The sequence below is a fragment of the Mycolicibacterium arcueilense genome (assembly GCF_058536225.1).
Window position 1 is genome coordinate 40,828 of the sequence record NZ_JBZTYL010000036.1, and the last position, 25,679, is coordinate 66,506.

Genomic DNA, 25,679 nt, shown 5'->3' on the forward strand with positions numbered 1-25,679 from the left:
CGCGAAGGCTAACCTGCCGGGTCGTTGCTGTCGCGCGGACCGTCCGACGGAACGGGTGCTTGGTCGTCCTCGAAGAACCTGCGGATCGCGAGGAACCCGCCGCGCCGGTACGCCTCGTAGGCCCAGATCGCGGCGATGATCGGCAGTGGGCCGAACGCCACCCACCAGCGCGCTGAGGGCGGAACCAGTTCGGCGATCACCTGCGCGCTGGGTTGTCCGTCGACCTCGGCGGGCAGCCATTCGTGCAACAGGATGGTCAGCATCCGGGTGGCCTCGAATGGGCCTGCAACGGTGGACAGCACCCAGCTGAGCGAGGCGATGATCAGTGCCCACGGCCAGGCCAGCAGCAGGGACTGGTCATCGACGATGTCTGCGGCCGAGCGGATCGACTCGGCGATGAACGCAAAACCCAACGCCACCAACAGCACACCGATCTGCGCCGCCAGCAGGTCGTCGAGCACCGAATTGGCCAGTTCGTCCGCGGTCCGGGTCGGCAGACCGAACGCCAACGACAGCAGGCCGGCCAGCAGGGCCAGCAGCATCAGCGCCGAGGTGGAGTCGTCGATGCGCATGAAGGAGTCGGTCAGGATGCGCATCACCAGGCGCGAGGACGACGCCGGCCGGGTCCGGTAGAGGATCATCACCACCAACCCGGAGATGATGATCGAGATCAGCCAGGCCACCACGGCCACGCAGATGATCACCAGGGCCAGTGAGCCGATGACGGGGACCAGTTGCTCATTCGCGGTTTCCCCGTTGCGGACCACCAGGAGTGGCACCACACCGATGGCCACCACGCCCAGGGCACGCACCAGGATCGGCAGGGTGAAGCCGGCGATATCACCCGCGTCGAGGTCGGGGTCGCTGCGGCGGATCGCGCCGATCTCGGCGCTCATCACCGACCGCGCCCGGCGGAACGACATTCTGCGCGCCACGACGCGAATCTAAACGTCGTGCGCACCGGTGATCGGCCGACACGCTCAGCGCAGGTACTGCTCGCCGCCGGTCGGGTACCCGCCGCCCTTGGTGGTGAGGTGAACGTGGTCGTAATGCCCGTAGCCGCCGGCTTTCGCACCGCCGTCGGGCGTGTAATAGGTGCCGCGCCAGATCGCATCCTGCAGCGCGAACCGATCGGCGTTCTTCAGGGCATAGGCGACGATCCGGTTGCCGAGCGCAATGCCTTCAGAACTGCTCGGATTGGGGATCATCACGTCGAGCGCCAGGCCGTTGGGATGCCAGCGCAGCGCGTCCGGACGGACGCCGCCGATCTCGTGGATCTGAGGGAAATCGGCGTGGACGCTGCGGGCGGCCAGGATGGTTTTGACCTGCAGGCCACGCTCGGGTGCGATGCCGACGGGTAACAGCTGGGGAATGTTGAGGACGCGCCAGCGCGAGGCGGTGGCCGGCTGTGCCTGCGCCGCGCTCAACGAGAGAGTCTGTACCGAGGGAGCCGACGCGGACGCGGCCGATGCGGCCACGATCTCCATGCAGCACGGCGCAGCTTCAGAGGCCGCGGCGGGCTCGGCCACGTGCTCGACGGGATAGGGGTGGGCATCGCCGCCGGCGGCGAAGAACGCAGCGACCGGCGCAACGATCGCAGCCGCTACCGCCGGAAGTTTGCGCTGGCGGGGGCTGGCTAATGCATGTCGGCCCACACGGGCACCATACGGGTCGTTCTGTGACAACGCAGCAACCGCTCCCCGGATCTACGAGTTTCCTCAGAAACGTGTCAAGCATTTGCTCGGCGTGTTTTCGCAGGTCATTAGTCACAAATTGGTCACGGAATTAAGAGGTTTCTAAGACAACTTTGGTTGGCACGTACCGCGCTCCGATCGGTACTTCAAGGCGAAAACACCCACCCGCTCATCTCCGCATCGCTACGCTCCGAGCCGGATTGACGCAGCCGACAGCGCGCAGGAGGGACGCATGTGGCGATGAAGCCGTGGACCGGCGATCGGCCCATGACCCGACGTGTCGTGCTCGGTGAGCGGGCCGTCGCGACCCGCGGCTTGTCCATCCGGTACGCCACCGAGCAGATTCACGCGACGACCGATTGGTGCTGTTACGACGACGCCCGGCACCTGGTCTACGTCCACCGAGCCGGACAGCTGCGCTCGATGGAGACAGATCTCGATTGGGGCCCGTCGGGCCGGGCACTGCCCAGCGTGGGCGATATCTGGGTGGTGCCCGCCGGCGACAAGTGCGCGTCACTGGTCGTAGGCGACACAGCGGCGTACTGCGAGATCGCCATCCCCGATCAGCTGCTCGGCGAGACGACGTTGATTCCGCGCGTGAAGCACCGCGACCCGCTGATCCATCAGATGGTGGAGCGCATCTACGAAGTTGCCGATCGCGGCGATGCGCTCGCACGGCTGCTCACCGACTCCGTGAGCGAAACCTTGAGGCTGTTGCTCACCGACATGTACACGGCGGATCCACCGCGCCGGGTTGAGCGGAGGCCCGACACCCTGGATGCCGCCACCCGCTCGAAGATCATCGAGTTTCTCGAGGACGGCATGGACTCGGAGATCACTCTCGAAATGCTTGCGCAGCAAGCGAAGATGTCAGTCGGCGGCTTCATCAAGGCATTCCGGGCCGCATTCCACACCACGCCCTACCAGTACCTGCTTGATCGACGGATCGAACGCGCGAAATCGCTGCTGCTACATACCACTCGGACTGTCACCGAGATCAGCGCAATGGTGGGCTTCTCGACGCCCAATCATTTCGCCACAGCCTTCCGCCGCCGGGTCGGCATGTCACCCCGCAACTATCGCGCCCCTCGCTGATCAAGGGGAGCCACCCTCGCCGCGTCAACAATTCAAACGTCGAAAAGAATGCGAATGTTGTTCGGCGACTTTCCAGATACCTTCGCGCGGTCAGCAGTAGCTGGCATCCCGCTGTTGCGAAGGAGACCTTCTTGAACCTCGCTCTACGGCCATATATGACGGCCGGTGTCGCCTTGGTCGGCGCCGGCGTCATCGCAGTCACCCCGGTGGCCGCGCCCCCGCCCGAGATGCAATCCCACTCGATACAACTCAGTGCGGCGATCGATAACCCCATCGAGGTGTTCTCCCCGGTATTCACCAAGGCGAGCACCGTAATTCAGAATGCGATCCAGGCCGAGATCGACGACCCGTTCCCCATCATTGTCGGGCTGGCCGGCAAGCTCGCCGCGGACGGCAAAACGCTTGGCGATATTGCCAGTACCCTCGGTCAGTCCTATGCCGGGCTGGTGGCCGGGCTCCCAGGGGCATTGACCACCTACGCGCAGAAATTGGCGGCAGGCGATTTCACCGGAGCGGTCGGGGCGTTCATGCCCATCGCCATGGGACCGTTCATGACCACGTTCATGCAGCTGATGAACATCCAGAACTTCGTGAAGACCCAGTTCGATGTCGCGAGGGATCTGACCAACGCCGCAATCATGGGTGCCTGGTCCCTCGGCCCCGGACAGCTGCTGTCGGTGTACAGCGTCATCGGCGCGGTGACAGGCACCCTGGACAAACTCGTGAAGGCAGTGCCAACGGGTGATCCCGGCGAAATCGTCAACGTCATCCAGCATGGTGCCGCGAACATCGCAACCGCGGCCCTCGGTGTTGCCGACTTGTGGAGGTTCTCCCTCGACGACACACGTCAGAATTTCCGCGACATCCTGAACCCGCCGCCGCCAGACCCGGAGGAAGAGTTCCGGACCGCGAAACTGGTTCCCGATCTTGCAAAGTCACTGCCGGCCGCGCAAACAGTGCCAGTCGAGGCACCGTCGGTCGAAACACCGCAGGCGGAGCAGGAAACCAAGGCGGCGACTGAGGTCGTTTCGACCCCCGACGCGACGTCAGCGACAGAGGCGACGCCCGAGACGAAGCCTCTTGTTCGAGACAGTCTCGTCGCGGCGCCAGGGAAACCCGGCCTGAAAACGTTGAGGAACGCCCAGGCCCACAAGATTGCCTCAAGCGTGAGCGAACAAGTCTCGGCTACTGCCAACAAGATTGGCGAAGGGATCAAGTCAGCCCTTGGCAAGCCGGCCAAGAAGCCGGCAGGCGCATCGGGCGACAGTTCGGGGGATGCCAGGTAGTAGACGCCCCGTCCCCGCCCGGCCTCGGGCGGGGACGCTCGCTCAGGCACTCACGAACGCTGACGGTAACCGCTGGGTGAGACTCCCACCCGCCGCCGGAATGCCGTAGCGAAATGGCTCGGCGTCGAAAACCCCACTGACGAGCCGATTTCCGCGATCGTCTTCGAGGTGGTCAGCAGCAGCGTCTTGGCCCGATCGATCCGCAGATCCAACAGGAATTGGTAGGGCGTGGTGTGGAAGGCGCGACGGAAAGCACCGATGAATCCCTGGACCGGCATCCCGGTCAGCCGCGCCAGCGCGTCCAGGTGGATCTCGGAATCCAGGCTGTCGTTGAGGAACTCGACAAGCATCGCGCGAGTCGCGGTATCCAGGGTCCGGAGTTCGCGCTCCGCCGGCGGAGCCTCGGCATACTTGTCCCTGATCAGCAGCGCCATGGTCTCGGCCACAGAGTCGGTGAGCAACCGAGCGATCGCGTCGTCGCGGTCCGCGACGCTGTAGATCTCCTCGACCAAGTGGTGCATCAGCGGATCCCGGTATTTTATCCGGGGAAGCAGCGCGGTGTCGCCGATGATCCGGCGCGGCAATGCGATCTCGCAGTATCCTGCGATGCCTCCCTGGACCAAGGCCGCGCATGGGATGCCGGCGGGTTTCCACCAGACATCCCCCGCCGTCGGCAGCGTTTGCCCGGACGACCCCCAATCGAGGGCGGTCTGCATCGAATGCATTGCACCACCGCGGTATACGTACACCAGATGATGCGTGTCGCTGAAGCTGCACCAATCTGTCGGCTCGGATATCTGCTCAGTGCCGAAGGTGAATGCCAAGCCACGCGCCGCGACATCCTTCTGCTCCAACACAACGCGCGGGGTCAGCGGCCGGTCCCCATCCCATGGCTTCATACCCATCCGAGCAACCCCCAGGCAGCACCATCACGAACGGCGTCAGGGTACGCCCGCTGCCCGCCCCAGATCGACGATTTGGCCGGAGTAGCCACATCTCAACGGCGCCGGTCGGAATATTTCGAAAGCCAAAAAGAATGTGAATGCGCGTCCGCAGTCCAGTCCGTATTTTCGGCCGGTCAGTGATAGCTGATGCCCTCATCTGAACCGAAGGAGACCGAGTTGAACCTCGCTCTACGGCCGTATGCGACTGCGGGGATCGCCCTCGTCGGCGCCAGCGTCATCGCGGCCACGCCTCTCGCCCCACCCCCGGCAATCCACCCGCCTGCGCTGTCATCGCAGGCAGCGGTCGAACTCTCAGCATTCACAAACCCGCTGGACACGTGGGCCTCGGTACTGGCGGCGACAATAACCAACCTCGAAGTGCGCGGCCAGGTCATTATCAATAATCCAGCGCCGATCCTGCGCCAGGTGATCGCCAATCAGATGGCGAACGCAACCGCGCTGGCTGGTATCGGTCAGCAGGTGGCCACCAACATCGAGGGCCTGCTCGATCCCAGCAATCCGTACGGTTCAGTCGGCTGGCTGCAGAAAGCTGTCGACCAGGTTGCGGCAGGCGACGTCGGGAGCGCCATCGGAAGCATCTACCAAGCGCTCTGGTACTTGCCGGCCGCGAGCATCGGATTTCCTCTGCTCGGCGCTTTTAACATCGTGAACACGACGATGACGCACCTCCAGAAGTTCGTCGCGACGATACCGAACCTCATTGTCTCCGCCGGTCAGAACTTCGCCTTCGGCACAGGGGGCGCTGTCCAAGCGGCGCTATCGGACACTGCACAAGGACTCGTCGATGCGATTGAGGTGGGCGACGTCGAGACCGCAGCAAGCATCGCGCTCAATGCTCCTGCCGTGCTTGCGGGCGCCGTGCTGAATGGGTACGGCCCATACGGTCAGAGTGGGCTGCTCGGCGAATATGGCCCAGTCAAGTACGCCGTGAAGTGGCTGGAAACCGCAGCTGAGGCAATCGGGAAGCCTAAGCCGTCGATTACCTTCAATTTGCAGCCGGCCGAACTGCCCACTGTTCCGGATGCTGCCGCCGCAACCTCGGTAACCCTGGCGGCGGGACCGGCAGCCTCGGCGCCGAAAACTGACGCGGCACCAACAGCAGATCCTGTTGCACCAGAGGCCGATTCACTGGCAGCCGACGCCCCTGCGACCGCGAATGGGTCAACCGCGACAGAAGCCGTCACGCCTGCACCCGCCAAAGAGCCATCGATTCGCCTAGTTCGGGAGAGCCTCGTTGCGGTTCCCGGGAAGGGCAGCGCCACCACCAACAAACCTGCGGGCAAGTTGGCCTCCGATGTCCGTGACGGAATCTCGTCCACTGCCAACAAGATCGGCGAAGGACTGAAGAAGGCACTCACCAAACCCGCCAAACAAGCCAAGGCGGACAATTCGAGCAAGAGCGACGCCGGTTCCGGCAGTTCGGGGGACGCCAGGTAACACCGGCGCACGGGACCTGGCCGAGATCATCACTCGATCTCGGCCAGGTCGCAATCGGGCCGGCGGCTCCGCCCGACGAAAGCTGCTGTGACTGAATTACATATGGGCGCATCAGCTCGTGATAACGATCGAACGCCCACATCGCTGACCACGGCACCGCGCCGGTTCGAGCGATCCAATGTCGACAATCATTTGCATTCAACATTCACTGAGCTATCCCGCCAGGGGGGCCAGGGCCAATGGTGTCCCAACCGACTTCGCCACGGAGTACGCCGCAACCCAGCCAGGAGGGCAAGGCGTTGCTGCAGACATTCACCCAATTTTTTTGAATCGAAATAGCCCGCAACATTGGCCCGGATCGATACCCTGTTGGCAAGATTGACGTAGCCGTTGATAACTCAGGAAGTTCACGCGTGGCAACGAAGCCGTGGAACGACGACCGACCTCAGTCCCGACGCCTCGTATTGAGCGAGACGCGCGTCGCCACCGGTGGCATGTCCGTCAGGTTCGCGACCGAGGAGATCCACTCCACGACCGAATGGTGCTGTCTCGACGAGAATCACCACCTGCTGTTCGTGCACCGCGCCGGGAAAGTGCGCTCCATGGAGACCGACTTGGATTGGGGCCCCTCGGGCCGAGTACTTCCCAAGGCCGGCGACATCTGGGTGGTGCCGGTCGGCGACGAGTGCGCGGCCCTGGTCGAAGGCGATACCGTCGACACCTGCGAGATCGCCATCCCCGATGTCCTGCTCGAGGCTCCGACGCTGGTTCCCCGTATCAAACACCGCAATCCGCTGATCCATGAAATGGTGGAGCGCATCTACGCCGTCGCCGATCGTGACGTCCCTGGCACCCGGCTTCTCACCGACTCGGTGGGCGAAACCCTACGGTTGGTGATCTCCAGGACCTGTGCAGAGAACCCACCGCCCCCGGCCGAGCGTAGGCCCGACACCCTGGACGCGACCACTCGCTCGAAGGTCATCGAGTTTCTCGAGGACAGCATCGATTCGGCAATCACACTCGAAACCCTTGCGGGGCAAGCCAACATGCCCGTGGCGGTATTCATCACCGCGTTCCGGGCCGCCTTCCACACCACCCCGTACCAGTATCTGCTGGATCTCCGATTCGAACGCGCCAAGCATCTACTCCGATATACCTCGCGGACGATTGCCGAAATCAGTGCACTCGTCGGATTTTCTCGGCCGAGCCACTTCTCCAGTGCCTTCCGACGCCGTGTAGGGGTATCACCCCGTGCCTACCGCGACCGCTGTTGAGCACACAGCGCTCCGCTACGGCGCGGTCATCACCGCGGTAAAGGTCATCCGGTCACCCCGATACAAGGAACGCCGCTGTTCGATCGGGATTCCGTGCTGGTCGTAGGACACCCGGTTGAGCAGGAACATCGGCGTCCGGGTGTCGACGGTGAGCAGGGCCGATTCGCGTGAGTCTGGCAGCGCCGTCTCGATAGTGTCGACCGTGCGCGCGAAATGCACCCCGCGGCTGCGGATCTCGGCGTAGAGCGAGTCGCGGTAGTCGAAGGTTTCCCGCAGGCCCGGGTAGCGGGCGGCGGGCAGCTTGGTAGTCTCCAGCCCAACCCGGATGCCGTCGGTGGTCAGGACTCGCTCGAGCTGCAGGATGGGTCCTCCGACGTCGATCGCGAGCTGGCCGGCCAGGATGTCGTCGGCGCTCAGATCGCTCCAGCCCACCAGGATGCGCCCACCGCTGCGGCCCTGTTCCTTGGCAGCCTCGGTGTAGGACCCCATGGACAGGGGTTGCAGGATCTTGGGCCGCGCGACGATGGTGGTGCGACCACGTCGTTCAATCCGACCGGCCAGCAACAACTCTCGCAACGCCTGCCGGACTGTCTCGCGGGCTACGTCGAACCGTTCCGCGATCTCCCGCTCTGCCGGAAACGGGTCTCCGACCTCCAGGTCGTCGAGCAGTCGCTCCAGTTGCGCACGGACAACCTGGTGCTTGAGAACCCTCGGTTCTGCACTCGCGGACACCTGCCCACAGTAGCAAGTCTTGGTATAGACCAAGACTTGCCGTGTTGTTAACCTCCTCGCCAACTTGGATGCACCCGCTGGTATAGACCAACCCACAGGGTGTGGGGCAGGGCAGTTGCGCACCCCCGCTCGCGCACTGCCCGTCAAACGTCCCCCGCCCGAAAGGTCCCGCGCGCCATGAAGTTCCGCACCGCCCGCACCTCAGCCCGCATCGCTGCCGTGGCAACCGCCAGCGCCGCCCTCGTCCTGTCCGGCTGTTCGAGCTCCGAGAACTCCGACGCCAAGACCGCTCAGGGCTTCCCCGAAACCCTCACCCTGGCCGCGATCCCGGCCGAGAACTCCACCGACCTCAAGGCCAGCTACCAGCCGCTGATCAAACTGCTGGAGAAGGAGACCGGCTCCAAGGTCGAGTTCGTCCAGGCCTCCGATTACGCCGGGGTGGTCGAGGGCATCATCGCCAACAACGTCGACCTCGCCTTCTTCGGCCCGTTCGCCTACGTGGTGGCCGGCGTCAACGGCGCGAAGGTCACCCCGGTTGGCGCCGTCATCCAGGAGCAAGGCGCCAAGCCCGGCTACCAGTCCTACGGCCTGGCCCGTGCCGACGAAGCGAACGTGAACGGCCTCAAGGATTTTGCCGGTAAGAAGGTCTGCTTCGTGGACCCGAGCTCGACGTCCGGCTTCCTGTACCCCACTGCCGGCCTGATCGAGGCCGGGGTGATCAAATCCGGTTCCGAGGGCGATCTCTCCGGAGCGATGTCCCCGATCTTCGCAGGTGGCCATGACTCCTCGGCGCTGGCGATCGCCAACGGTGACTGTGACGCGGGCTTCGCCTTCGACACCATGGTGGACAAGACCATGATCGCCAAAGGCGACCTCAAACCCGGTCAGCTCAAGACGGTCTGGAAGTCGGAGATGATCGCCGGGTCGGTGTTCGCCGCCAACGATTCCCTTGGTAGCGAGGCGATCGGCAAGCTCAAGACCCTCTTCGCTGACAAGGTCAACGTGCCCAACCTCGAGGCCGAAGGCTTCTGCCAGGGCGACGCCTGCCGGATCACCGACGAACGCGCCTGGGGATTCGTCCCCGTCGAGGACTCTGATTACAGCGGCGTGCGCCACGTCTGCGACGTCACCGGCTCCGAGAAGTGCAAGGGCTGAGATCCATGAGCGCCGACGGACCCCACCATTCCGTCGCGGGCGACGATCTTGTCGTCATCGCCCGCGACGTCACCAAACGCTTCGGTGACACCCTGGCCCTGGACCAGGTCAGCCTCGACGTCCGGCGCAGCGAGATGCTGGTGCTGCTCGGACTTTCCGGGTCGGGCAAGTCCACCCTGCTGCGCTGCCTCAACGGACTGCACCCGGTCAGCTCCGGCAGTGTCGAGGTCGGCGGCACCCACGTCGACACCGCCTCGGCCAAACAGTTGCGCGCACTGCGCCGCAACGTGGGGTTCGTCTTTCAGCATTTCAATCTGGTCGGGCGGCTGAGCTGCCTGGAGAACGTCCTGATCGGCGGTCTCGGACAGCTGCGGCTCACCCGTTACGGCGCCCTGACCTACCCCAAGACGATGCGCGTCGAAGCCCTGACCTACTTGGACCGCGTCGGTCTGGCCGACTACGCCGACCGCCGCGCCGACACTCTCTCCGGCGGCCAACAGCAACGAGTCGCCATCGCCCGCACCCTGATGCAGAAGCCGGGCCTGCTGCTGGCCGACGAGCCCGTCGCCTCACTGGATCCCGAAAACGCCGGTGTGGTCATGGATCTGCTGTTCCGGGTGTGCATCGAGGAGAAGCTGACCGTGGTGTGCACGCTGCACCAGGTGGACCTGGCCCTGGGCTGGGCCCACCGACTGGTCGGCCTGCGCAATGGCCAGAAGATCCTCGACCGGCCCGCCGTCGGCATGACCCGCGACGACGTCATGGAGATCTACCAACGCGTCGACCCCGCAGCCCGGTCGGCGGCCCGGCCGTCGTGAGTACCGACCTGACCGAACGCCCGACCCCGTCCGCGCCCCGGACGCCCCAGCGCCGGCCGCTACCGAACCTCCTGCACCTGGTCGGTGTCTCCGCGGTACTGGCCACCCTCGTCGCGGCCTGGTCGATCGACTTCGCCCCCGCGACGCTGCTGAACGGGTTCGACGAAGTGATCGCGTTGCTGCAGCGCATGATCCCGCCCCGGCTCGATGATCCGGGACGCATCGGCGGCCTCGCGGTCGAAACCCTGCTGATGGCCGTGCTGGGAACGGTGCTCGCCGCGATCGCCTCTGTGCCCCTGGCCTTCCTGGCCGCCCGCAACACCACGCCTCACCCGGCCGTACAGGCGGTGGCCCGGGGGATCATCACGTTCTGCCGCGCCATGCCGGACCTGTTGTTCGCGGTGCTGTTGGTCCGCGCGCTGGGAATCGGCGTGCTGCCCGGCATTCTCGCGCTGGCCATCCATTCCATCGGCATGCTCGGCAAGGTGTTCGCCGATGCGATCGAGCAGACCGACCCCGGCCCACGCGAGGCGGTGCGCAGCACCGGCGTCGGCTATTTCCGCGAGATGCTCAACGCTGTCGTTCCCCAGGTCATCCCGTCCTGGATCGCCACCTTCATCTACCGCATCGACATCAACCTGCGCATGTCGGTGGTACTCGGCTTCGTCGGCGCGGGCGGCATTGGCTTCGCCCTGCAGGATGCCTTGCGGGGCTTGATCTATCCGCGGGCCCTCGGCATCGCCTGTGTCATCCTGGCGATCATCGCCGCGATGGAGCTGCTGTCCATCCTGATCCGGCGGATGCTCCTGGATTCCGCGCAGTCCAACCCGGCACGCGAGCGCGCCGCCCGGTTCTTCTTCGGCGGTGCGCTGGTCGCAACCTGTCTCGCGGCCCTCATGGTGCTGAAGATCAATCCGCTGTCCCTGATCACCTGGGTGGGCCCGGCCGCCGAGGTGTTCACCCGGATGATCCCGCCCAACTTCTCGGCGCTGGGCGGTGAGTTGTTCGCGGCTGCAGGACAAACCGTCGCCATCGGGGTGGTGTCCACTGCCATCGGCGTGGTGTTGTCGATCCCGGTCGGCATCCTGGCGGCCCGCAACGTCACACCCCACCCGGCGGTCTACTGGCTGGCCCGGGCCTGGATCCTGCTGGTGCGGGCGGTACCCGAACTCATCCTGGCCGTGGTGTTCGTCGCCGCACTGGGGCTCGGGCCCATCGCCGGTACCTGCGCACTGGCCATCGGCTCGATCGGGTTCCTGGCCAAACTGGTCGCCGATGCGGTCGAGGAGATCGACCCAGGGCCGCTGGAGGCGGTGCGATCCGTCGGCGGCGGTTGGTGGAAGACCTTGTTCTCCGCCGTGATTCCGCAAGCCATGCCGGCCATGGTCGGATCGAGCCTCTACCTGTTCGACGTGAATGTGCGGACCTCGACCATCCTGGGCATCGTCGGTGCGGGCGGCGTCGGCTACCTGCTGTTCGAGTCGATCCGCACACTGAACTTCGACGTCGCCGGCGCGATCGTCCTCGTCATCTTCGTCATCGTCTACGCCATCGAAAGGTTGTCCGGATGGATCCGATCCCGCCTCGTGTGACGATGGCCGCCGTGTGGACCGGCGCCGACGTCGACGTACGGACGGTGCCGGTTCCCGCGCTCGGCGCCGGTGAGGTCCTGGTCCGGGTGCGACTGGCCACCGTGTGCGGCAGCGACCTGCACACCGTCACAGGCCGGCGTCCCGCGGCCTGCCCGTCGGTTCTCGGCCATGAGGCCGTCGGTGACGTCGTCGCCACCGGCTCGGGCACGGAAGTCGCGGTGGGCCAACGCGTTATCTGGTCGGTGACGGTGGCCTGTGGTGAGTGCCCGCGGTGCCGGTCGGGTCTGAGCGCCAAATGTCTGTCGGTGCGCAAGGTCGGCCATGAGCCATTCGACGGCGACTGGGCCCTGTCGGGTTCCTATGCCGTACATGTGGTCCTGCCGCGCGGCACCACCATCGCCGTCGTCCCCGACACGCTTTCCGATGCCGTCGCCGCACCTGCGGCCTGCGCGACCGCGACGGTGATGGCCACTCTGGAAGCGGCAGGCGAACTGACCGGCCGTCGGGTGCTGATCGGCGGGGCGGGCATGCTCGGGCTGACCGCAGTCGCGGCCTGTGCAGACGCCGGTACCGATGTGCAGGTGGTCGACCGCAACGCCGACCGCCTGGCGTTGGCGGCACAGTTCGGTGGCCGCTCCTCCGATGGTGGGCCGGTCGATGTCGCGATCGACTACACGGGTTCTTCGGCAGCCGTGGCAGATGCGTTGGCGCGCCTCGACATCGGCGGCACCCTGGTGCTGGCCGGATCGGTCACCCCCGGACCGCCGCTGACGGTGGATCCGGAAGCTGTTGTGCGGCAATGGCTGACCATCACCGGTGTGCACAACTATGAGCCTCGGCACCTGCACCGGGCCGTGGATTTCCTCGACCGCACCCGCAAGTGTCATCCGTGGGACGCGCTCGTCGTCGCGCCGGTTCCGCTCAAGCAGATCGCATCGGCCCTGCGTCCGCCCCCGCCCGGCAAGCTCCGGACGGCAGTCTGCCCTTAGACGCGGTCCGGGTCGCCTTGCAGCGCCCAATGTCACGCTGGAGTGGCCCTCGTGTCCGAGAGCCACTCCAGCGTGACAAAGCAAGGTATAGCGGGCGGAGGATCGAGAAGAAAACTCAGCCCTGGAAGACGCGGATCCAGTCGACCAGCATCTCGGCCGGGTAGCTGCCACCGCTCGGATCGCGACCACCGGAGCCGCCGACGGCGATGTTGAACACCGGCACCAGGGTGTAGCCCGGGTCATTGAAAGGCCAGTCTTCCAACGAGTTTGCCGGGACCTCGAAGAAGGGGTCCATGCCCGGGGCATAGTCCTTCCAGAAGTACATGCCCTGCGGCGTCCATGACATCCGCCAGGTGTGCCACCCGCTGTCGATGGGGTGCGGGTCGGTGGCGAAGGACTCGCCGTCCAGCCGGGCGTGCACCGTGGAGCCCGACGGCCAGTCCCGGTTGCCGTACCACTCGACCAGGTCGACCTCGCCGCCGCGGACGGGATCGTCGTTGAGGAGCCAGAACGCGGGCCAGGCGCCGTCGGTCAGGCAGTTGAGCTTGACCCGGGCCTCCCACGTGGTGCCGATGCCACCGCGCCAGTTTCCGACGACCTTGGCGCTGGCGTACTTCTCCTGGACGGTGGTGCCCGGGCCGCGCGTCGCGCGGATCACCAGGTTGCCCTTGCCGTCCTGGAAGGCGTGGTCCGTGTCGGTGACGTAGCGGCCCATGTTGAACGGCTTGTCCCACTCGACCGGGTTCTTGATGGTCTCGCGCTCGGGCACCAGATGCCACCACGCCGGATCGGGCGGGGACCCGGCCGGACCGTTGAACTCGTCCTGGAACAGGAACGTCGGTGACGCCGCGGTAGCAGCCGGTGGGGTGGGCGCTCCGGGCGCGGCGGGACCAGGTGCGGCTGGGTCGGCGTTGGCCGTCCCGGCCGGCAGCGCTGCCGCTGCCACCCCCAGACCCATCATGAACATCACACTGCGACGATCCATCTCAGGCACAGCAGAACCTTAACCGAACTCTTACCGAGATATTCGCCCCCTGCCCAAAGTTTCGTGGTCGCAAGCCCGTTTCCCCAGCTAGAGGCATTGGGCGGGCGCGTCGTTCCGCACCGGAGCGTCGGCGGGCAGCGTGTAGGTGACGACGACATCGGCGTCGACGGCGCCTTCGTTGTTCACCCGGTGGGGCACCCCGGCGGGAATGACGACCGCCTGGCCCGCGGTGTACTCCGCAGGCACACAGTCGACCGCGGTCTGTACCACCACGGCACCCTCGTTGATCACCGACTGCTCCGGTCCGGGATGGGTGTGCCAACCGCTGCCGGCCCCGGGTTTGAGCTCCAGGCCGTGCACATGCAGCGTGGTGGGCTGGCCCGCGGTGAACACCCAGATCGGCGCAGTGGTGGTGCCTTTGCCGAGATCGGTGCGCACGACGTCTCCCTCGGCCGGAGTTGCGGCGGCCGGACCGACCGAGACCCCTGCGGCGATGACGGCGGTGGCGCCCACGGCGACGGCATGAATGCGCTTCATCTTTCCTCCCGGTTTTGACCGAGAAGGTACAGCCGAACCACGCGGCCGGCAGGGTATTGCCCCACCCAGCCGTCAGTCGTCGCCCGAGGCCGCCCCTTCCCGCGCGCATGGCACGGAACGTTGCGCCGCCGTCAGTTCAATGTATTGACAATGCGCACAATACTTTTCGGCCCAGCAACACCATCAGGGATAGGGCTGGAACGGATTCTGCGGCTGCTGCTGGTAGGGGTACTGCGGCTGTGGCTGATAGGGGTATTGGGGTTGCTGCGTCTCGCCACGGTTCGGCACCTGGATCGGAATGGGCACCGGGACGAACGGCACGGTGACATACGTCGTCGTCATCGGGTTCGTCGTCGTGGTGGTCGTGGTCGGCGTCGTCGTAGTGGTGGTGGTCGGCGGCGTCGTGGTTGTCGTCGTCGTTGTCGTGGTGGTCGTGACCGGCGGAGGCGTCGTCGTCTGCGTGACGACGTGCGTCTCCGTCACGGGCGGAGGCGGGGGCGGAGGCGCCTGAGTGACGGTGACCGGCGGCGGCGCGGGTGCCTGGGTGACGGGCTCGGGAGCCGGTGGGGGCTCGACCGGCGGCGGGGGTGCGACCGGACTCGGTGCCACCTCCTGCGGAGGCAACGGCTTGGGCTCGGGTGGCTTGACCTCCGAACTCGGCGCGGTACCCGTCGCACTGGTCAACGCATACGTCACACCACCGATGGCGACCAGGACCAGCGCCGCGGCCACCGCGAAAACCGTCAGCGGCAACCGCTCCCACCCGCCACGCGGCTGCTCGATGGGACCCGTCGGCGCAACGTACTGCACCGCCGGGCGCGCCGCGGTCTCGCTGCCGTAGGACTCCACCAGGTCCGGGCCGGTATAGGGCACCACGTCGTCGCCCGCGTCGTCTTCGGACCACGCCAGCGCCCGGAACGTCGACGATGCCTCAGAACCCCCTGCACCGGCAGGCATTTCGGCCAGCGGTGGCACCGCGGCCACGCCAAGGGTAGGAGCCACGCCCGTCTGCGCCTCGGCGTCTGCGGAGTAGGCGGCGGACAACGCCGCACCGATCGCGGCATCCAGTGCCGGTTGCGGAGTAGTCACCACCTGCGCCTGCGAGTGTTGTGAAAGCTGTTGGGTGACAAGCGGAATACTGGCGCCACCACCGATGGTCACCACTGCCGACACCGCCGGCCAGCTGATCCCGTTGCGCTCCAACGCCTTTTCCAGCGCATCCAACGCACCGGCGAGCGGCGCCTGCATCAGCCCCTCGAGTTCGGTGCGGGTCACCCGCACCGTGGCCGAATATCCGGGCAGGTCGACCACCAGGTCGGTGGCGGTCTCCGCCGACAGACGTTCCTTGGCCTGACGGCACTCTTCGCGCAATCGGGCCAGGGAGCCGACCGCCGCGGTGCCGGCCGGATCGATACCGCCGGCCTGGGCGACACCGTCGAGCACATGGGTCAGCAGCGCCTGATCGATCTGGTCGCCCGAGAAATCGGGATAGCGGGTGGTCTCGTCGATCGGCTCGAAGGCCGCCGCGGCGTCAGCCAGCGTGATGCTGGTGCCGCCGCCGCCGAAATCCAGCAGGGCCACCACGCCGTTGGACGGCAGGCCCGGGTTGGCGCGTAGCGCCGCCAGCGAGGCGACGGCATCGGGAACGAGCCGGGCGGGCCGACCGTCACGCGACAGGCTGGGGTTGTGCCGCAGCGCGTTGCGCAGAGCCCGCAAGGTGGGCGCACCCCAGTGCGCGGGCACCGCGATCGCGAGCTGGTCGGAAGGCCCGCCGACCAGCTCGACCATGGCATCGAGGGCCTCCACCAACAGAGTGTCGGCGGGATAGGACGCGCCGTCGGGCGCCACCAGCGGAACCGGGTCGCCAACCCGTTCGACGAATCCGCCGAGCGTGACACCGGGACCGGATTCGGGCACGCCGACCTGCGGCGTCCGGTCGGTCGACAAGGTCAACACCGAACGCCGGCTGACAGGTTGATTGCCGACACGCGCCGCAACCAAGTTGGTGGTCCCGATCGACAACCCCAACGGGCCGCTCATAACGCACGCCACGATAGCCGCACTGCAGCCCCGGGGCCCCTCGACACTCCGCAGCGACCCGGCGAAGCCCGTTCCGCCGGTGCGGTTTTGACTTCGTCAGCAACGCTCACGTGACACACAGGAACATTGATGGTTACTGCAGATGGCGGCCAGGCGGGCTACCTGGCAACAATTCTCCAGGCGGCTGTGACGAGCGTGCAGCTTCTCGGGCCGGACGTCGAGCGCCCGTCGCGAAAGCCTGCACACTCGCCACAGCGGCCCGGGCGGGTATTGCACCCGACTGAGGAATCGACCGGGCTTTCCAACCCCCACACCCAAAGCTGTTACCCATCAATGCTTCTGACGCCGCCCAGAAGCACCCTCCGCACCTACGTTTGAGTTCCCCACCTGCGGGTACAGCCACAACCGTGACGTCTCTCTGGCTTGCCGAGCGCCCCGAGCACCGCATCGTGCCCACTCTCGACGAGGAATCCGCGCGCAGCGCAGACGTCGTCGTGGTCGGCGCCGGGATCACCGGCCTGGTCACCGCCGCCCTACTGGCACGGGCCGGGCGGGATGTGCTGGTCCTGGAGGGGCGCACCGCGGGTGCGGGCGCGACCGGCAACACCACCGCGAAGATCAGCCTGCTGCAGGGCACCCGGATGACCGACATCGTAGGCAAGCATTCGCCCGAGGTGGCCCGGCAGTACGCCCAGGGCAACCTCGAAGGTCAGCAGTGGCTGATCGACTACTGCGAGCAACGGCAGATCGGCCTGCAGCACGAGGACGCCTACACCTACGCGCAGTCACCTCGCGGGGTCGCAAAGGCCAAGGCCGAGCTGAAGGCCTGCCAGACCGCGGGCCTGGATGTCGAGTGGGTCGACGACGCCGACGTGCCCTTTCCGTTCCACGGCGGAGTCCGGTTGGCCGATCAGGCTCAGTTCGATCCCATGCCGTTCCTGGACAGCCTGACCGCCGAACTGCACGAACGCGAAGGGCGATTGGTCGAGGGCGCCAGGGTGCAACGCGTCAGCCATGACGGTGGGGCCCGCCTCAAACTGCGGGTGCGGACGAACACCGGTACCGACGTCGACGTACTCGCCAATCGCTGCGTACTGGCCACCGGCGTCCCGATTCTGGACCGCGGTGGATTCTTCGCGCGACTGACTCCCCACCGCTCCTACTGCATGGCGTTCCAGGTGCCGGGCAATATCACCCGCGGCATGTTCATCTCGACCGATTCCCCCACCCGCTCAATACGTTCGGCGCCGACTGCCGAGGGAGAGCGACTCATCGTCGGCGGCGCCGGCCACCCAGTCGGGCGCGGCAGCGACCCCGCGGCAGCCACCGACGAGCTGGCGTCGTGGGCCAAGCAGCACTGGCCCGGGTCCCTCCAGACGCACTTCTGGTCCGCGCAGGACTATTCACCCATCGACGCCCTTCCCTACGTCGGCCCGATCCTGCCGGGGCACGAAGAGATCTTGGTGGCAACGGGTTTCGACAAATGGGGCATGACCAACGGGGTGGCGGCCTCACTGGCGCTGACGGCCCGCATCCTGGGCGGTCGGATGGACTGGGCCGAGGCCTTCGCAAGCTGGAGCCCACACGAACTGTCCGGCATCGCCACCGCGGTGCAGGCCAATCTGACCGTCGGGCTGAATATGGCCAAGGGCTGGATCGCTCCGGTCACCCGCATCGGTAAGCCCGCCACCGAGGACTGCGGCGTGGTCAGCGGGCCGCCGTGGCATCTGGAGGCACGCAGCGTCGTCGACGGAGTCGAGCGCACCGTATCGCCCGTGTGCCCCCACCTGGGCGGCATCGTGAATTGGAACGACGCCGACAAGTCCTGGGACTGCCCACTGCACGGGTCCCGCTTCGCGCCGGACGGCACCCTGATCGAGGGACCGGCCACCCGCGACCTCACGCGTTCGGCATAGCGTCACACCCGCTGTGGCCGGTGTGCTCCAATGTCGGGCATGGGTGACATCGACGACATCAAGCAAGTCAAATACCGGTACCTGCGTGCGCTCGACACCAAGCACTGGGACGAGTTCGCCGACACCCTCACCGAGGACGTCGCGGGCGACTACGGACAGTCCATGGGCAAGACGCTGCACTTCACCGAGCGCGGCCCTCTGGTGGAGTACATGAAGGCCTCGTTGGGTCCCGAGGTCATCACCGAACATCGCGTCGCGCACCCCGAGATCGAGGTCAACGGCGACGACGCCACCGCCACCTGGTATCTGCAGGACCGCGTGATCGTCCCGAGCATGAACTTCATGCTGTTCGGCTCGGCGTTCTATCACGACACCTACCGCCGCACGGCGGACGGCTGGAAGATCAGCAGCACCGGCTACGACCGCACCTATGACGCCACCCTCTCGCTGGAGGGTCTCAACTTCAATCTCGAACCCGGTGCTGCGCTGAATCTTTGAGCTATTGCGCGACGGCGATCACGGCGCCCGGCCGTAGCCACTGCATGATCTTGACGAGCATGGCGTCGTCGATCGCCACGCAACCGGCGGTCGGCCCGCCATCAGTGGTGTGCACGAAGAACGCACCGCCGTTGCCGGGCACCCGCGCCTTGTTGACGCCCATCACGATGGCGTGTTTGTAGGCGGTGATGTCGAGGTTCTCGGTGCCGCTGGCCGGGTCTGTGTTGAACGGGCACTGCGCCTTCTTGCACACCTGCATGGTGTTGTAGGTCGGGCTCTTCATGTCCCCGTCCCACCAGTGGTCGGGTGTCACCTGGACGTACTGCAGCCCGCCACCGGGATTGGGGGCGGTGCCGAACGCGAAGTCGAGGGTGAAAACGCCCATGGGGGTCTTCATCTCCCCGTCATGGGTCTGCGGGGCCATGCCATTGGAGCCGATGTTGGCCGGAATCCCGGCGGCTACCGGCTGCCAGCCTGCCGGCCCGCGTTGCCAGACATCCATCTTCGCCTTCGAACCACCCACTCCGACAACGGAAATCACCTGGGTGGCGTTGCCCACCGAGGGGGCGAACCAGGGCGGGTCGACGGCGCCGGCCGTGGGCGCGCATGCCAGAGCCAACACCCCGGCACACAGCATGGCGAGCAGACGGCGCATCCGTCCATCGTCGCCGCTGCCCCTCTCGGCCCGGTAAAGCTTGGAGCACGATCCGGTCGCGACAGATACGTTGGCGGGATGGATGTGCGCGCGATCGGCAAGGGCCTCGGCACCTTGGACCGTGAGGTCTTCGAGGCGGTGGCCGAGTCACCGAGCCCCTTACTGGATTCCGTGATGCCCGGGCTGACCAGGGCCGCAGACCACTCCAAGCTGTGGTTTGCCATCGCGGCCGCCATGGGCGCGCTGGGCGGCACATCGCTGCGGCGCGGCGCCGCGCGCGGCGTGGTCAGCCTGGCGGTGACCAGCCTGGTGACCAATCAGGTGGCCAAGCGAATCTGGCGGCGACCACGACCGGACCGAAGCGTGATCCCACTGGCCCGACGGACCCGACGTGTGCCCACCTCACATTCCCTGCCGTCAGGGCACTCCGCGAGCGCGGCGGCCTTCGCGGTGGCCGTCGGCCTGGAATCCCCGGCCGCCGGCCTGCCGCTGGCTCTGCTGGCCGGCCTGGTCGGCCTGTCCCGGGTGGCCACGGGTGCGCACTATCCCGGCGACGTGTTCGCCGGGTTCGGCATCGGCGCCGCCATCGCGGTCATCGGCGCCCGCATCGTCCCGACCATCCCGGCCGCCACCCTTCCCCGATCCGAACCGCTGCGATACCGCACCGAGCCCCGACCGGACGGCGCCGGCGTCGCACTGGTGATCAACCCGGCCTCCGGCGACGGGACGGGCGCGCGGATCGTCGACGACGTGCGCAAAGCCCTGCCGCGCACCGAGATCGTCGAACTCGGCGACGACGATGACATCGAGACGGTGTTACGCGAGACGGCGGCCCGCGTCGACGTGCTCGCAGTAGGCGGCGGCGACGGCACGGTGGCGTGCGCGGCGGGCATCGCCGTCGAGGCGGGGGTCCCGCTCGCCGTGTTCCCCGGCGGGACGTTCAACCACTTCGCCAAGGACATCGGCTGCGACACGGTGGCCCGCACCGTGACGGCGATCAAGGACGGCGCCGCGGCCTACGTCGACCTGGTGTGCCTCAACGAGGAACGCATGGTGATCAACACCGCCAGCATCGGCGCCTACCCGAACTACGTACGGATGCGCGAGAAGCTCGAACACCGGATGGGCAAGCGACTGGCCGGGATGTACGCGCTGTACCTGACGCTGCGCCGGGAAGCTCCGGTGCGGATCAGCTACGACGACAAGACCCTTGAGACGGAACTGTTCTTCCTGGGCAATTCGACGTACTTCCCGTCCGGGTTCGCTCCATCACAGCGGCCACGTCTCGACGACGGTCTGATCGACGTGCGGATCCTGGAGACCGGGCGGCGGTTCAGCCGGCTGCGCATCGCGACGGCGGTCGCGTTGGGCCGGCTCGAACGCAGCCCGCTCTATCACGAGCTTCAGGTGCCGGAGTTCCGGTTCGTCGCGGTCGACGGGCCCACCACACTGGCCCATGACGGCGAGGTGGGTGAGGCGCTCAGCGAGGCGAGCTTCACCGTGCGGTACCGGGCGCTACCGGTGTTTCGTCCACTGCCATGACCGTCGACGGATACGGCGGGTACAGCAGGAACACCACCACGAACCATATGTAGCCCAAGGCCCAGCCGGCCACCACATCCGAGGGATGGTGGACGTTGAGCACGACCCGGCCCACGCCGATCGCGACGATGACGAGCGCCCCGGCCGCCACCCACCAGCCCCGCAGGTTGGGGCGCAACGTCGGCCACGCCAGGGCCGACAGCGCGAGCACCGAGACCATCACACCCATCGCGTGCCCGGACGGGAACGAGGTGGACAGGGCGTGGACCAGCGCGGTGGACGGGCGCGGCCGGTCGGCCAGGAACTTGGCCACCTCGGTCGTCACCGCGCTGAGCTCGATGGTCAACACCAGGTACCACGCGATGCGCCACCGGCGACGCACCAGCGCAATGACGATCAGCACCAACGCCAGCAACCGGAAGGCGAACGGCCCGAGCACGGTGCAGAACACGTCCCACGCGGTCACCCAGCCCGGGTGCGCCGAGCCGTACCGGTACGGACCTGCCAGCCCCGCGGCATCGACATCGGCCAGCCAGGCCCACTGCATCGCGTAGCCGATCCACAGCGCCGCGTACACCACGGCGGCCGCCACCGCGGTCACGATCAGCCATCTGGCACGGGATCCCACCAGATAATCTCTACCAGCTCCCATCGATTTGCCATGTTTGCGCGCTACCGTCGAAGCATGGCTCTGATCCTGCGAAAGCTGATGCACATCGGCGGACTGCCGGAAGGTCTGCGATCAGAGGCCGAAGCCGAGGGCATCCTCTTCCTGGCCGAGTACATCCCGGTGACCAGGCGTTTCACCGGATCGATCCCGGGAACGCGCTCGGCCGGGAGCGTCGCCAGCTACGCCGGTTCACTGGTTCTCACCAACTACCGGGTACTGGCCACCATGTCCACCCTGCCCAAACTCGCCGGCCGCAGCATCGACCAGCCGTGGTCAGCCCCGCAGGTCGGTGCGGTGCATGCCGAGCTCACCGAGACCGGGCTCACCCTGCAGGCCGACGTGGCCCAGATCGACCGGCGCGGTCACGGGAAGCTCTCACTGCACTACAAAACCGAGATCCCCGACGAGGTGCTGACACGACTGCCGCGTCGGTCGCTGGCCTTCGACGTCGGCCCGGAATACGTGTTCCGCGCGGTCGGCGTGCCGTACCACCCGTAGCAAACTCCGTCACAAATCAGGTATTTACCGAGACCCGATGTCTCGGTAAATTGTCGCCATGGCTTCCACCTCGCCCGACACCGCACGCCTGGATGCGGACTACCGGGATCTGCTGCAGACACTGTCCGAGGGCTCCGTGCGCCGCCGCTTCGATCCCTATCTGGACATCGCGTGGGACTCCCCCGATCTGGCGATCGACCTCGACGATCCGCGGTGGGTGCTGTCACCGAACGTCGACCCGCTCGGCGCCACCGCCTGGTACCAGCGCCAGCCTTTGGCCCGCCAGATCGAGATCGGCCGGTGGCGGACACTCAACTCCGTCAAGGTCGGCGCGGCGTTCGAGAGCATCCTCATCCGCGGGTTGATGGCGTTCATCATGAAGCTGCCCAACAACTCGCCCGAGTTCCGTTACGCGTTGCACGAGATGACCGAGGAGTGCAACCACATCCAGATGTTCCAGGAGCTGGTCAACCGGTCCGGCGTCGACGTGCCCGGCATGCGGCCGCTGTTCCGCCGGCTGTCGCCGTACATCGGCCTGGTCGGCCAGTACTCGCCGACGGCGTTCATGGCAGGCATCCTCGCCGGCGAAGAGCCGATCGACCATTTCCAGAAGGGCCTGATCCGCGAGGGCGCCAACATTCCGCCCGCGGTGCTGCGCACCATGCAGATCCACATCGCCGAGGAGGCCCGCCACATCTCCTGGGCGCACGAGTTCCTCAAAACCCATATGCCGCAACGATCGTGGCGGATGAAGACCTTCGCGTGTGTGGCGTTCCCGTTGACGCTGCGCTGGCTGGCCCATGAGATCGTGGCGCCCCCGAAGTCGTTCGGCGAGGAGTTCGGGATTCCGCGGGCGGTGATCAAGGACGCGTTCTGGCGCAGCCCGCACTCACGCAAGATCCTGTCCGGCTACTTCGGTGAGATGCGTTCTCTCAGTGAGGAGCTCGGGTTGATGAGCCGGGTCGGCCGGAGGGTGTGGAAGCGCTGCGGTATCGACGGCGAGGCCGCCCGCTACCGCGGCGTGCCGGACCGTGAAGCGGTTGCGCTCGCCTGATGCCGCACGTCATCACGCAGTCCTGCTGCAGCGACGCCTCGTGCGTCTACGCCTGCCCGGTGAACTGCATCCACCCCACGCCCGACGAACCCGACTTCCACACCGCCCAGATGCTCTACGTCGACCCGGTCGAGTGTGTCGATTGCGGCGCGTGCGTGTCGGCATGCCCGGTGGATGCGATCAAACCGCATACCAAGCTGATCGCCGCGGAGGACGTGTTCACCACGCTGAACGCCGATTTCTATGCCACACCCCGACCCCGCCCGGTCCTGGCGCCGGTGGTGCCGCCGTTACAGGTGCGCGCGGGCGACCTGCGCGTGGCGATCGTCGGGTCGGGCCCGGCCGCGATGTATGCCGCCGAAGAGGTGCTGACCATTCCCAGCGCCCAGGTACGGGTCTATGAAAAACTCACGCAACCCTACGGTTTGGCCCGGTACGGGGTGGCCCCCGATCACCAGCGCACCCGCGGGGTGACCCGGCAGTTCGACCACATCACCGCCGACCCCCGACTGTCGATGCGTCTGGGAGTCGAGGTCGGCAGCGACGTCACCCATGACGATCTGCTGAATGAGCACCACGCAGTCATTTACGCCGTAGGTGCCTCAACCGACCGTCCGCTCGACATCCCCGGTATCGACCTGCCCGGCGTCACCTCAGCCACCGACTTCGTCGCCTGGTACAACGGTCACCCTGAACACGCGGGCCGCTCCTTCGATCTGTTCCATCGACGCGCCGTGGTGATCGGGAACGGCAATGTCGCACTTGACGTCGCACGCATCCTCACGATCGACCCGGACCTGCTCGCGGGTACCGCCATCGCGCCTGAGGCCCTGGAAGCGCTGCGCCACAGTGCAATCGAAGAGGTGGTCGTGGTCGGGCGACGCGGGATCGAGCAGTCCGCGTTCACCGTCCCCGAACTGGTCGGACTGTGCTCCACACCGGGTGTCGACGTCGTCGCGCGTGACGAGGACCTACGGATGTTGTCCGGGTCGGATCCGCGGTCCGCGATTCTGCGCGCCGCGCCACGCGGAGCGGGCCATCGCCGGATCGCGCTCGAATATCTGCTGTCACCGACCACGATCCGCGGCCGGTTCGCGGCCACCGGTGTGGAGTTCGTCCACAACGAGCTGGTCGCCGCGGCTGACGGATCAGTGCGGGTGAAATCGAGTGGGCGCGAACGGGTTATCGACGCCGGTCTGGTGCTGACGTCCATCGGTTATCGAGGCCGGCGTGTTGCGGGCCTGCCGTTCGACGAGCACACCGCCACGGTCCCGCACGAGGGCGGCCGGGTCACGCCGGGCGTGTACGTCACCGGCTGGATCAAACGTGGGCCGACCGGCTTCATCGGGACCAACAAGTCCTGCGCCCAGGAAACCGTGCGGAGCCTGGTCGGCGATTACAACGCCGGACTGCTCTAGCGCGTGGTCAGCGCGGCGATCACGGCCGTGAACTCGTCGTCGCGGTTGATCTCCAGGCCGCTCGCGCGGGCCGCGCCGTCCAGGACGTACCAGGCGAAGTCGGCCAGGTGCGTCACGACCTCTTCCCGTGACCGCTCCGGCGCCGCGCCGCGGATCCAGGCCGACAAGCTGGCTTCCACCATCGTCACCACCGCGAACGGAACCGTCTTGAACGCGCTGTCGTCCACCCCGATGGTCTGGGCGATCGCGGCGATGACCTCCTCGGACTGCCTGGTCATCCGGAGCTTCAGCTCGCTGACCGCGTCGAGTGAGCCGTCGCTCTCGAACGTCGGACCGCGCCGGACGAAGTCATCGAGCCGCGGGTGATCGAGCATCCAATCGGCGACCGCCGCCACGGTGCGGGTCAGGATGTCGCGCAAGGAGCCGTTGGAGACATCGAGGTTGGTGTCGAGAACCGCGGCAAAATCGTCGAACACCCAGGACCGGACGCGTCGCTCAAGCTCGTCCTTGCCGGTGAACTGCCGGTACACCACTGACTTCGCCACCCCGGCGCGCTCGGCGATGCGCACCATCGAGATCTCCGTGCCGGGCGGATTCTCCTCGACCAATGCCACCGCAGCCTGCAGGATCTGGGCGCGCCGCTCGGTGTTGTGCTGCTCCCAGCGGGCCTCATAACCGCTGACCGCAGCGGGATCGGTGGCGGTCGGCATGGGTCCACCCTACCGACGGCGCCGCGCCCGATACGCCGGATAAGTAGCTCTCGATGAGCCAAACGGTTGCGGGCGGCGCATTCAGGCTGTTCGGTCGTAGTGTGGACGGAAAGGATGTG

24 protein-coding genes are annotated in these 25,679 nt (G+C 66.6%); 14 read left to right on the forward strand and 10 right to left on the reverse strand.

All coding sequences use genetic code 11. The features are described 5' to 3' along the window. Positions 1-8: 8 nt before the first annotated feature. Both AC4LGL_RS30695 and AC4LGL_RS30700 read right to left on the reverse strand, forming a co-directional pair. A complete protein-coding gene (locus tag AC4LGL_RS30695) occupies positions 9-923 on the reverse strand; it encodes a hypothetical protein (protein WP_491842196.1) in 915 nt (304 codons plus the stop codon). Between the two features lie 57 nt (positions 924-980). Further along, entirely contained in the window at positions 981-1,655 is a 675-nt protein-coding gene (locus AC4LGL_RS30700; protein ID WP_491842049.1) for a VldE C-terminal domain-containing protein, read from the reverse strand. A 306-nt stretch (positions 1,656-1,961) separates the two neighbouring features. Between AC4LGL_RS30700 and AC4LGL_RS30705 the strand changes: the two genes are divergently transcribed. Both AC4LGL_RS30705 and AC4LGL_RS30710 read left to right on the forward strand, forming a co-directional pair. Continuing rightward, on the forward strand, positions 1,962-2,789 hold the full coding sequence (locus AC4LGL_RS30705) for a helix-turn-helix transcriptional regulator (RefSeq protein ID WP_491842050.1): 828 nt from the start codon (positions 1,962-1,964) through the stop codon (positions 2,787-2,789). 131 nt (positions 2,790-2,920) lie between these two features. Next, entirely contained in the window at positions 2,921-4,075 is a 1,155-nt protein-coding gene (locus tag AC4LGL_RS30710; RefSeq protein ID WP_491842051.1) for a hypothetical protein, read from the forward strand. A gap of 50 nt (positions 4,076-4,125) precedes the next feature. Here the strand turns inward: AC4LGL_RS30710 and AC4LGL_RS30715 are convergent, their stop codons facing one another. Continuing rightward, positions 4,126-4,980, reverse strand: a complete 855-nt coding sequence (locus AC4LGL_RS30715; RefSeq protein WP_491842052.1) for a helix-turn-helix domain-containing protein — start codon at positions 4,978-4,980, stop codon at positions 4,126-4,128. Positions 4,981-5,166: 186 nt separating this feature from the next. Between AC4LGL_RS30715 and AC4LGL_RS30720 the strand changes: the two genes are divergently transcribed. Both AC4LGL_RS30720 and AC4LGL_RS30725 read left to right on the forward strand, forming a co-directional pair. Further along, entirely contained in the window at positions 5,167-6,477 is a 1,311-nt protein-coding gene (locus tag AC4LGL_RS30720; protein ID WP_491842053.1) for a hypothetical protein, read from the forward strand. Between the two features lie 413 nt (positions 6,478-6,890). Continuing rightward, the gene (locus AC4LGL_RS30725; protein WP_491842054.1) at positions 6,891-7,751 is read left to right on the forward strand and encodes an AraC family transcriptional regulator; all 861 of its coding nucleotides are present in this window, start codon (positions 6,891-6,893) and stop codon (positions 7,749-7,751) included. A gap of 15 nt (positions 7,752-7,766) precedes the next feature. On the opposite strand, the gene AC4LGL_RS30730 is transcribed toward AC4LGL_RS30725, so the two are convergent. Beyond that, positions 7,767-8,483 carry a GntR family transcriptional regulator gene (locus AC4LGL_RS30730; RefSeq protein WP_463790444.1) on the reverse strand — a complete coding sequence of 239 codons (717 nt, stop codon included), beginning with the start codon at positions 8,481-8,483 and terminating at the stop codon, positions 7,767-7,769. Between the two features lie 177 nt (positions 8,484-8,660). Between AC4LGL_RS30730 and AC4LGL_RS30735 the strand changes: the two genes are divergently transcribed. The 4 genes from AC4LGL_RS30735 to AC4LGL_RS30750 are packed head-to-tail and all read left to right on the forward strand — an operon-like array spanning position 8,661 to position 13,037. Further along, a complete protein-coding gene (locus AC4LGL_RS30735) occupies positions 8,661-9,638 on the forward strand; it encodes a phosphate/phosphite/phosphonate ABC transporter substrate-binding protein (RefSeq protein WP_491842055.1) in 978 nt (325 codons plus the stop codon). A 5-nt stretch (positions 9,639-9,643) separates the two neighbouring features. Beyond that, entirely contained in the window at positions 9,644-10,456 is an 813-nt protein-coding gene (phnC, locus tag AC4LGL_RS30740) for a phosphonate ABC transporter ATP-binding protein (protein WP_491842056.1), read from the forward strand. Next, on the forward strand, positions 10,453-12,048 hold the full coding sequence (phnE, locus tag AC4LGL_RS30745; protein ID WP_491842057.1) for a phosphonate ABC transporter, permease protein PhnE: 1,596 nt from the start codon (positions 10,453-10,455) through the stop codon (positions 12,046-12,048). Before phnC ends, phnE begins: the two co-directional genes overlap by 4 nt. Then, a complete protein-coding gene (locus tag AC4LGL_RS30750; RefSeq protein ID WP_491842058.1) occupies positions 12,024-13,037 on the forward strand; it encodes a zinc-binding dehydrogenase in 1,014 nt (337 codons plus the stop codon). The genes phnE and AC4LGL_RS30750 overlap by 25 nt, the downstream gene beginning before the upstream one ends. 115 nt (positions 13,038-13,152) lie before the next feature. Here the strand turns inward: AC4LGL_RS30750 and AC4LGL_RS30755 are convergent, their stop codons facing one another. From AC4LGL_RS30755 to AC4LGL_RS30765, 3 genes are all read right to left on the reverse strand, one after another. After that, positions 13,153-14,022, reverse strand: coding sequence for a glycoside hydrolase family 16 protein (locus tag AC4LGL_RS30755; RefSeq protein ID WP_491842197.1), 870 nt, complete (start codon positions 14,020-14,022; stop codon positions 13,153-13,155). 87 nt (positions 14,023-14,109) lie between these two features. Then, the gene (locus AC4LGL_RS30760) at positions 14,110-14,559 is read right to left on the reverse strand and encodes a cupin domain-containing protein (RefSeq protein WP_491842059.1); all 450 of its coding nucleotides are present in this window, start codon (positions 14,557-14,559) and stop codon (positions 14,110-14,112) included. Positions 14,560-14,742: 183 nt separating this feature from the next. Further along, complete coding sequence (locus AC4LGL_RS30765; protein WP_491842060.1) at positions 14,743-16,599, reverse strand: Hsp70 family protein; 1,857 nt, start codon at positions 16,597-16,599, stop codon at positions 14,743-14,745. Between the two features lie 407 nt (positions 16,600-17,006). Here AC4LGL_RS30765 and AC4LGL_RS30770 point away from each other — a divergent pair, with 407 nt between their 5' ends. Together AC4LGL_RS30770 and AC4LGL_RS30775 are read left to right on the forward strand one after the other, a co-directional pair. Further along, entirely contained in the window at positions 17,007-18,515 is a 1,509-nt protein-coding gene (locus tag AC4LGL_RS30770) for an FAD-dependent oxidoreductase (RefSeq protein WP_491842061.1), read from the forward strand. Positions 18,516-18,554: 39 nt separating this feature from the next. Beyond that, positions 18,555-19,013 carry a nuclear transport factor 2 family protein gene (locus tag AC4LGL_RS30775; protein ID WP_491842062.1) on the forward strand — a complete coding sequence of 153 codons (459 nt, stop codon included), beginning with the start codon at positions 18,555-18,557 and terminating at the stop codon, positions 19,011-19,013. A 1-nt stretch (position 19,014) separates the two neighbouring features. On the opposite strand, the gene AC4LGL_RS30780 is transcribed toward AC4LGL_RS30775, so the two are convergent. Further along, positions 19,015-19,668: a L,D-transpeptidase family protein gene (locus tag AC4LGL_RS30780; RefSeq protein ID WP_169619052.1), complete on the reverse strand. Its 654-nt coding sequence runs from the start codon at positions 19,666-19,668 to the stop codon at positions 19,015-19,017. A 78-nt stretch (positions 19,669-19,746) separates the two neighbouring features. Between AC4LGL_RS30780 and AC4LGL_RS30785 the strand changes: the two genes are divergently transcribed. Next, positions 19,747-21,210, forward strand: coding sequence for a bifunctional phosphatase PAP2/diacylglycerol kinase family protein (locus AC4LGL_RS30785; RefSeq protein WP_491842063.1), 1,464 nt, complete (start codon positions 19,747-19,749; stop codon positions 21,208-21,210). Here AC4LGL_RS30785 and AC4LGL_RS30790 read toward each other — a convergent pair. After that, positions 21,164-21,838, reverse strand: coding sequence for a phosphatase PAP2 family protein (locus AC4LGL_RS30790; RefSeq protein WP_491842064.1), 675 nt, complete (start codon positions 21,836-21,838; stop codon positions 21,164-21,166). The genes AC4LGL_RS30785 and AC4LGL_RS30790 overlap by 47 nt on opposite strands. A gap of 57 nt (positions 21,839-21,895) precedes the next feature. Here AC4LGL_RS30790 and AC4LGL_RS30795 point away from each other — a divergent pair, with 57 nt between their 5' ends. The 3 genes from AC4LGL_RS30795 to AC4LGL_RS30805 are packed head-to-tail and all read left to right on the forward strand — an operon-like array spanning position 21,896 to position 24,850. After that, entirely contained in the window at positions 21,896-22,378 is a 483-nt protein-coding gene (locus AC4LGL_RS30795; RefSeq protein ID WP_491842065.1) for a hypothetical protein, read from the forward strand. 58 nt (positions 22,379-22,436) lie between these two features. After that, positions 22,437-23,432, forward strand: coding sequence for an AurF N-oxygenase family protein (locus AC4LGL_RS30800; RefSeq protein ID WP_491842066.1), 996 nt, complete (start codon positions 22,437-22,439; stop codon positions 23,430-23,432). Beyond that, positions 23,432-24,850: an FAD-dependent oxidoreductase gene (locus AC4LGL_RS30805; RefSeq protein WP_491842067.1), complete on the forward strand. Its 1,419-nt coding sequence runs from the start codon at positions 23,432-23,434 to the stop codon at positions 24,848-24,850. The genes AC4LGL_RS30800 and AC4LGL_RS30805 overlap by 1 nt, the downstream gene beginning before the upstream one ends. On the opposite strand, the gene AC4LGL_RS30810 is transcribed toward AC4LGL_RS30805, so the two are convergent. After that, positions 24,847-25,560: a TetR/AcrR family transcriptional regulator gene (locus AC4LGL_RS30810; RefSeq protein WP_491842068.1), complete on the reverse strand. Its 714-nt coding sequence runs from the start codon at positions 25,558-25,560 to the stop codon at positions 24,847-24,849. The two genes, AC4LGL_RS30805 and AC4LGL_RS30810, sit on opposite strands and share 4 nt — an antisense overlap. Positions 25,561-25,679: the final 119 nt, after the last annotated feature.

Coding starts and splice junctions, on each gene's coding strand:
- AC4LGL_RS30695 (WP_491842196.1), bottom strand. CDS start 923: ATGTCGTTCCGCCGGGCGCGGTCGGTGATGAGCGCCGAGATCGGCGCG.
- AC4LGL_RS30705 (WP_491842050.1), top strand. CDS start 1,962: ATGACCCGACGTGTCGTGCTCGGTGAGCGGGCCGTCGCGACCCGCGGC.
- AC4LGL_RS30715 (WP_491842052.1), bottom strand. CDS start 4,980: ATGGGTATGAAGCCATGGGATGGGGACCGGCCGCTGACCCCGCGCGTT.
- AC4LGL_RS30720 (WP_491842053.1), top strand. CDS start 5,167: ATGCCCTCATCTGAACCGAAGGAGACCGAGTTGAACCTCGCTCTACGG.
- AC4LGL_RS30735 (WP_491842055.1), top strand. CDS start 8,661: ATGAAGTTCCGCACCGCCCGCACCTCAGCCCGCATCGCTGCCGTGGCA.
- phnC (WP_491842056.1), top strand. CDS start 9,644: ATGAGCGCCGACGGACCCCACCATTCCGTCGCGGGCGACGATCTTGTC.
- AC4LGL_RS30750 (WP_491842058.1), top strand. CDS start 12,024: ATGGATCCGATCCCGCCTCGTGTGACGATGGCCGCCGTGTGGACCGGC.
- AC4LGL_RS30755 (WP_491842197.1), bottom strand. CDS start 14,022: ATGGATCGTCGCAGTGTGATGTTCATGATGGGTCTGGGGGTGGCAGCG.
- AC4LGL_RS30760 (WP_491842059.1), bottom strand. CDS start 14,559: ATGAAGCGCATTCATGCCGTCGCCGTGGGCGCCACCGCCGTCATCGCC.
- AC4LGL_RS30765 (WP_491842060.1), bottom strand. CDS start 16,599: ATGAGCGGCCCGTTGGGGTTGTCGATCGGGACCACCAACTTGGTTGCG.
- AC4LGL_RS30775 (WP_491842062.1), top strand. CDS start 18,555: ATGGGTGACATCGACGACATCAAGCAAGTCAAATACCGGTACCTGCGT.
- AC4LGL_RS30780 (WP_169619052.1), bottom strand. CDS start 19,668: ATGCGCCGTCTGCTCGCCATGCTGTGTGCCGGGGTGTTGGCTCTGGCA.
- AC4LGL_RS30785 (WP_491842063.1), top strand. CDS start 19,747: ATGGATGTGCGCGCGATCGGCAAGGGCCTCGGCACCTTGGACCGTGAG.
- AC4LGL_RS30795 (WP_491842065.1), top strand. CDS start 21,896: ATGGCTCTGATCCTGCGAAAGCTGATGCACATCGGCGGACTGCCGGAA.
- AC4LGL_RS30800 (WP_491842066.1), top strand. CDS start 22,437: ATGGCTTCCACCTCGCCCGACACCGCACGCCTGGATGCGGACTACCGG.
- AC4LGL_RS30805 (WP_491842067.1), top strand. CDS start 23,432: ATGCCGCACGTCATCACGCAGTCCTGCTGCAGCGACGCCTCGTGCGTC.
- AC4LGL_RS30810 (WP_491842068.1), bottom strand. CDS start 25,560: ATGCCGACCGCCACCGATCCCGCTGCGGTCAGCGGTTATGAGGCCCGC.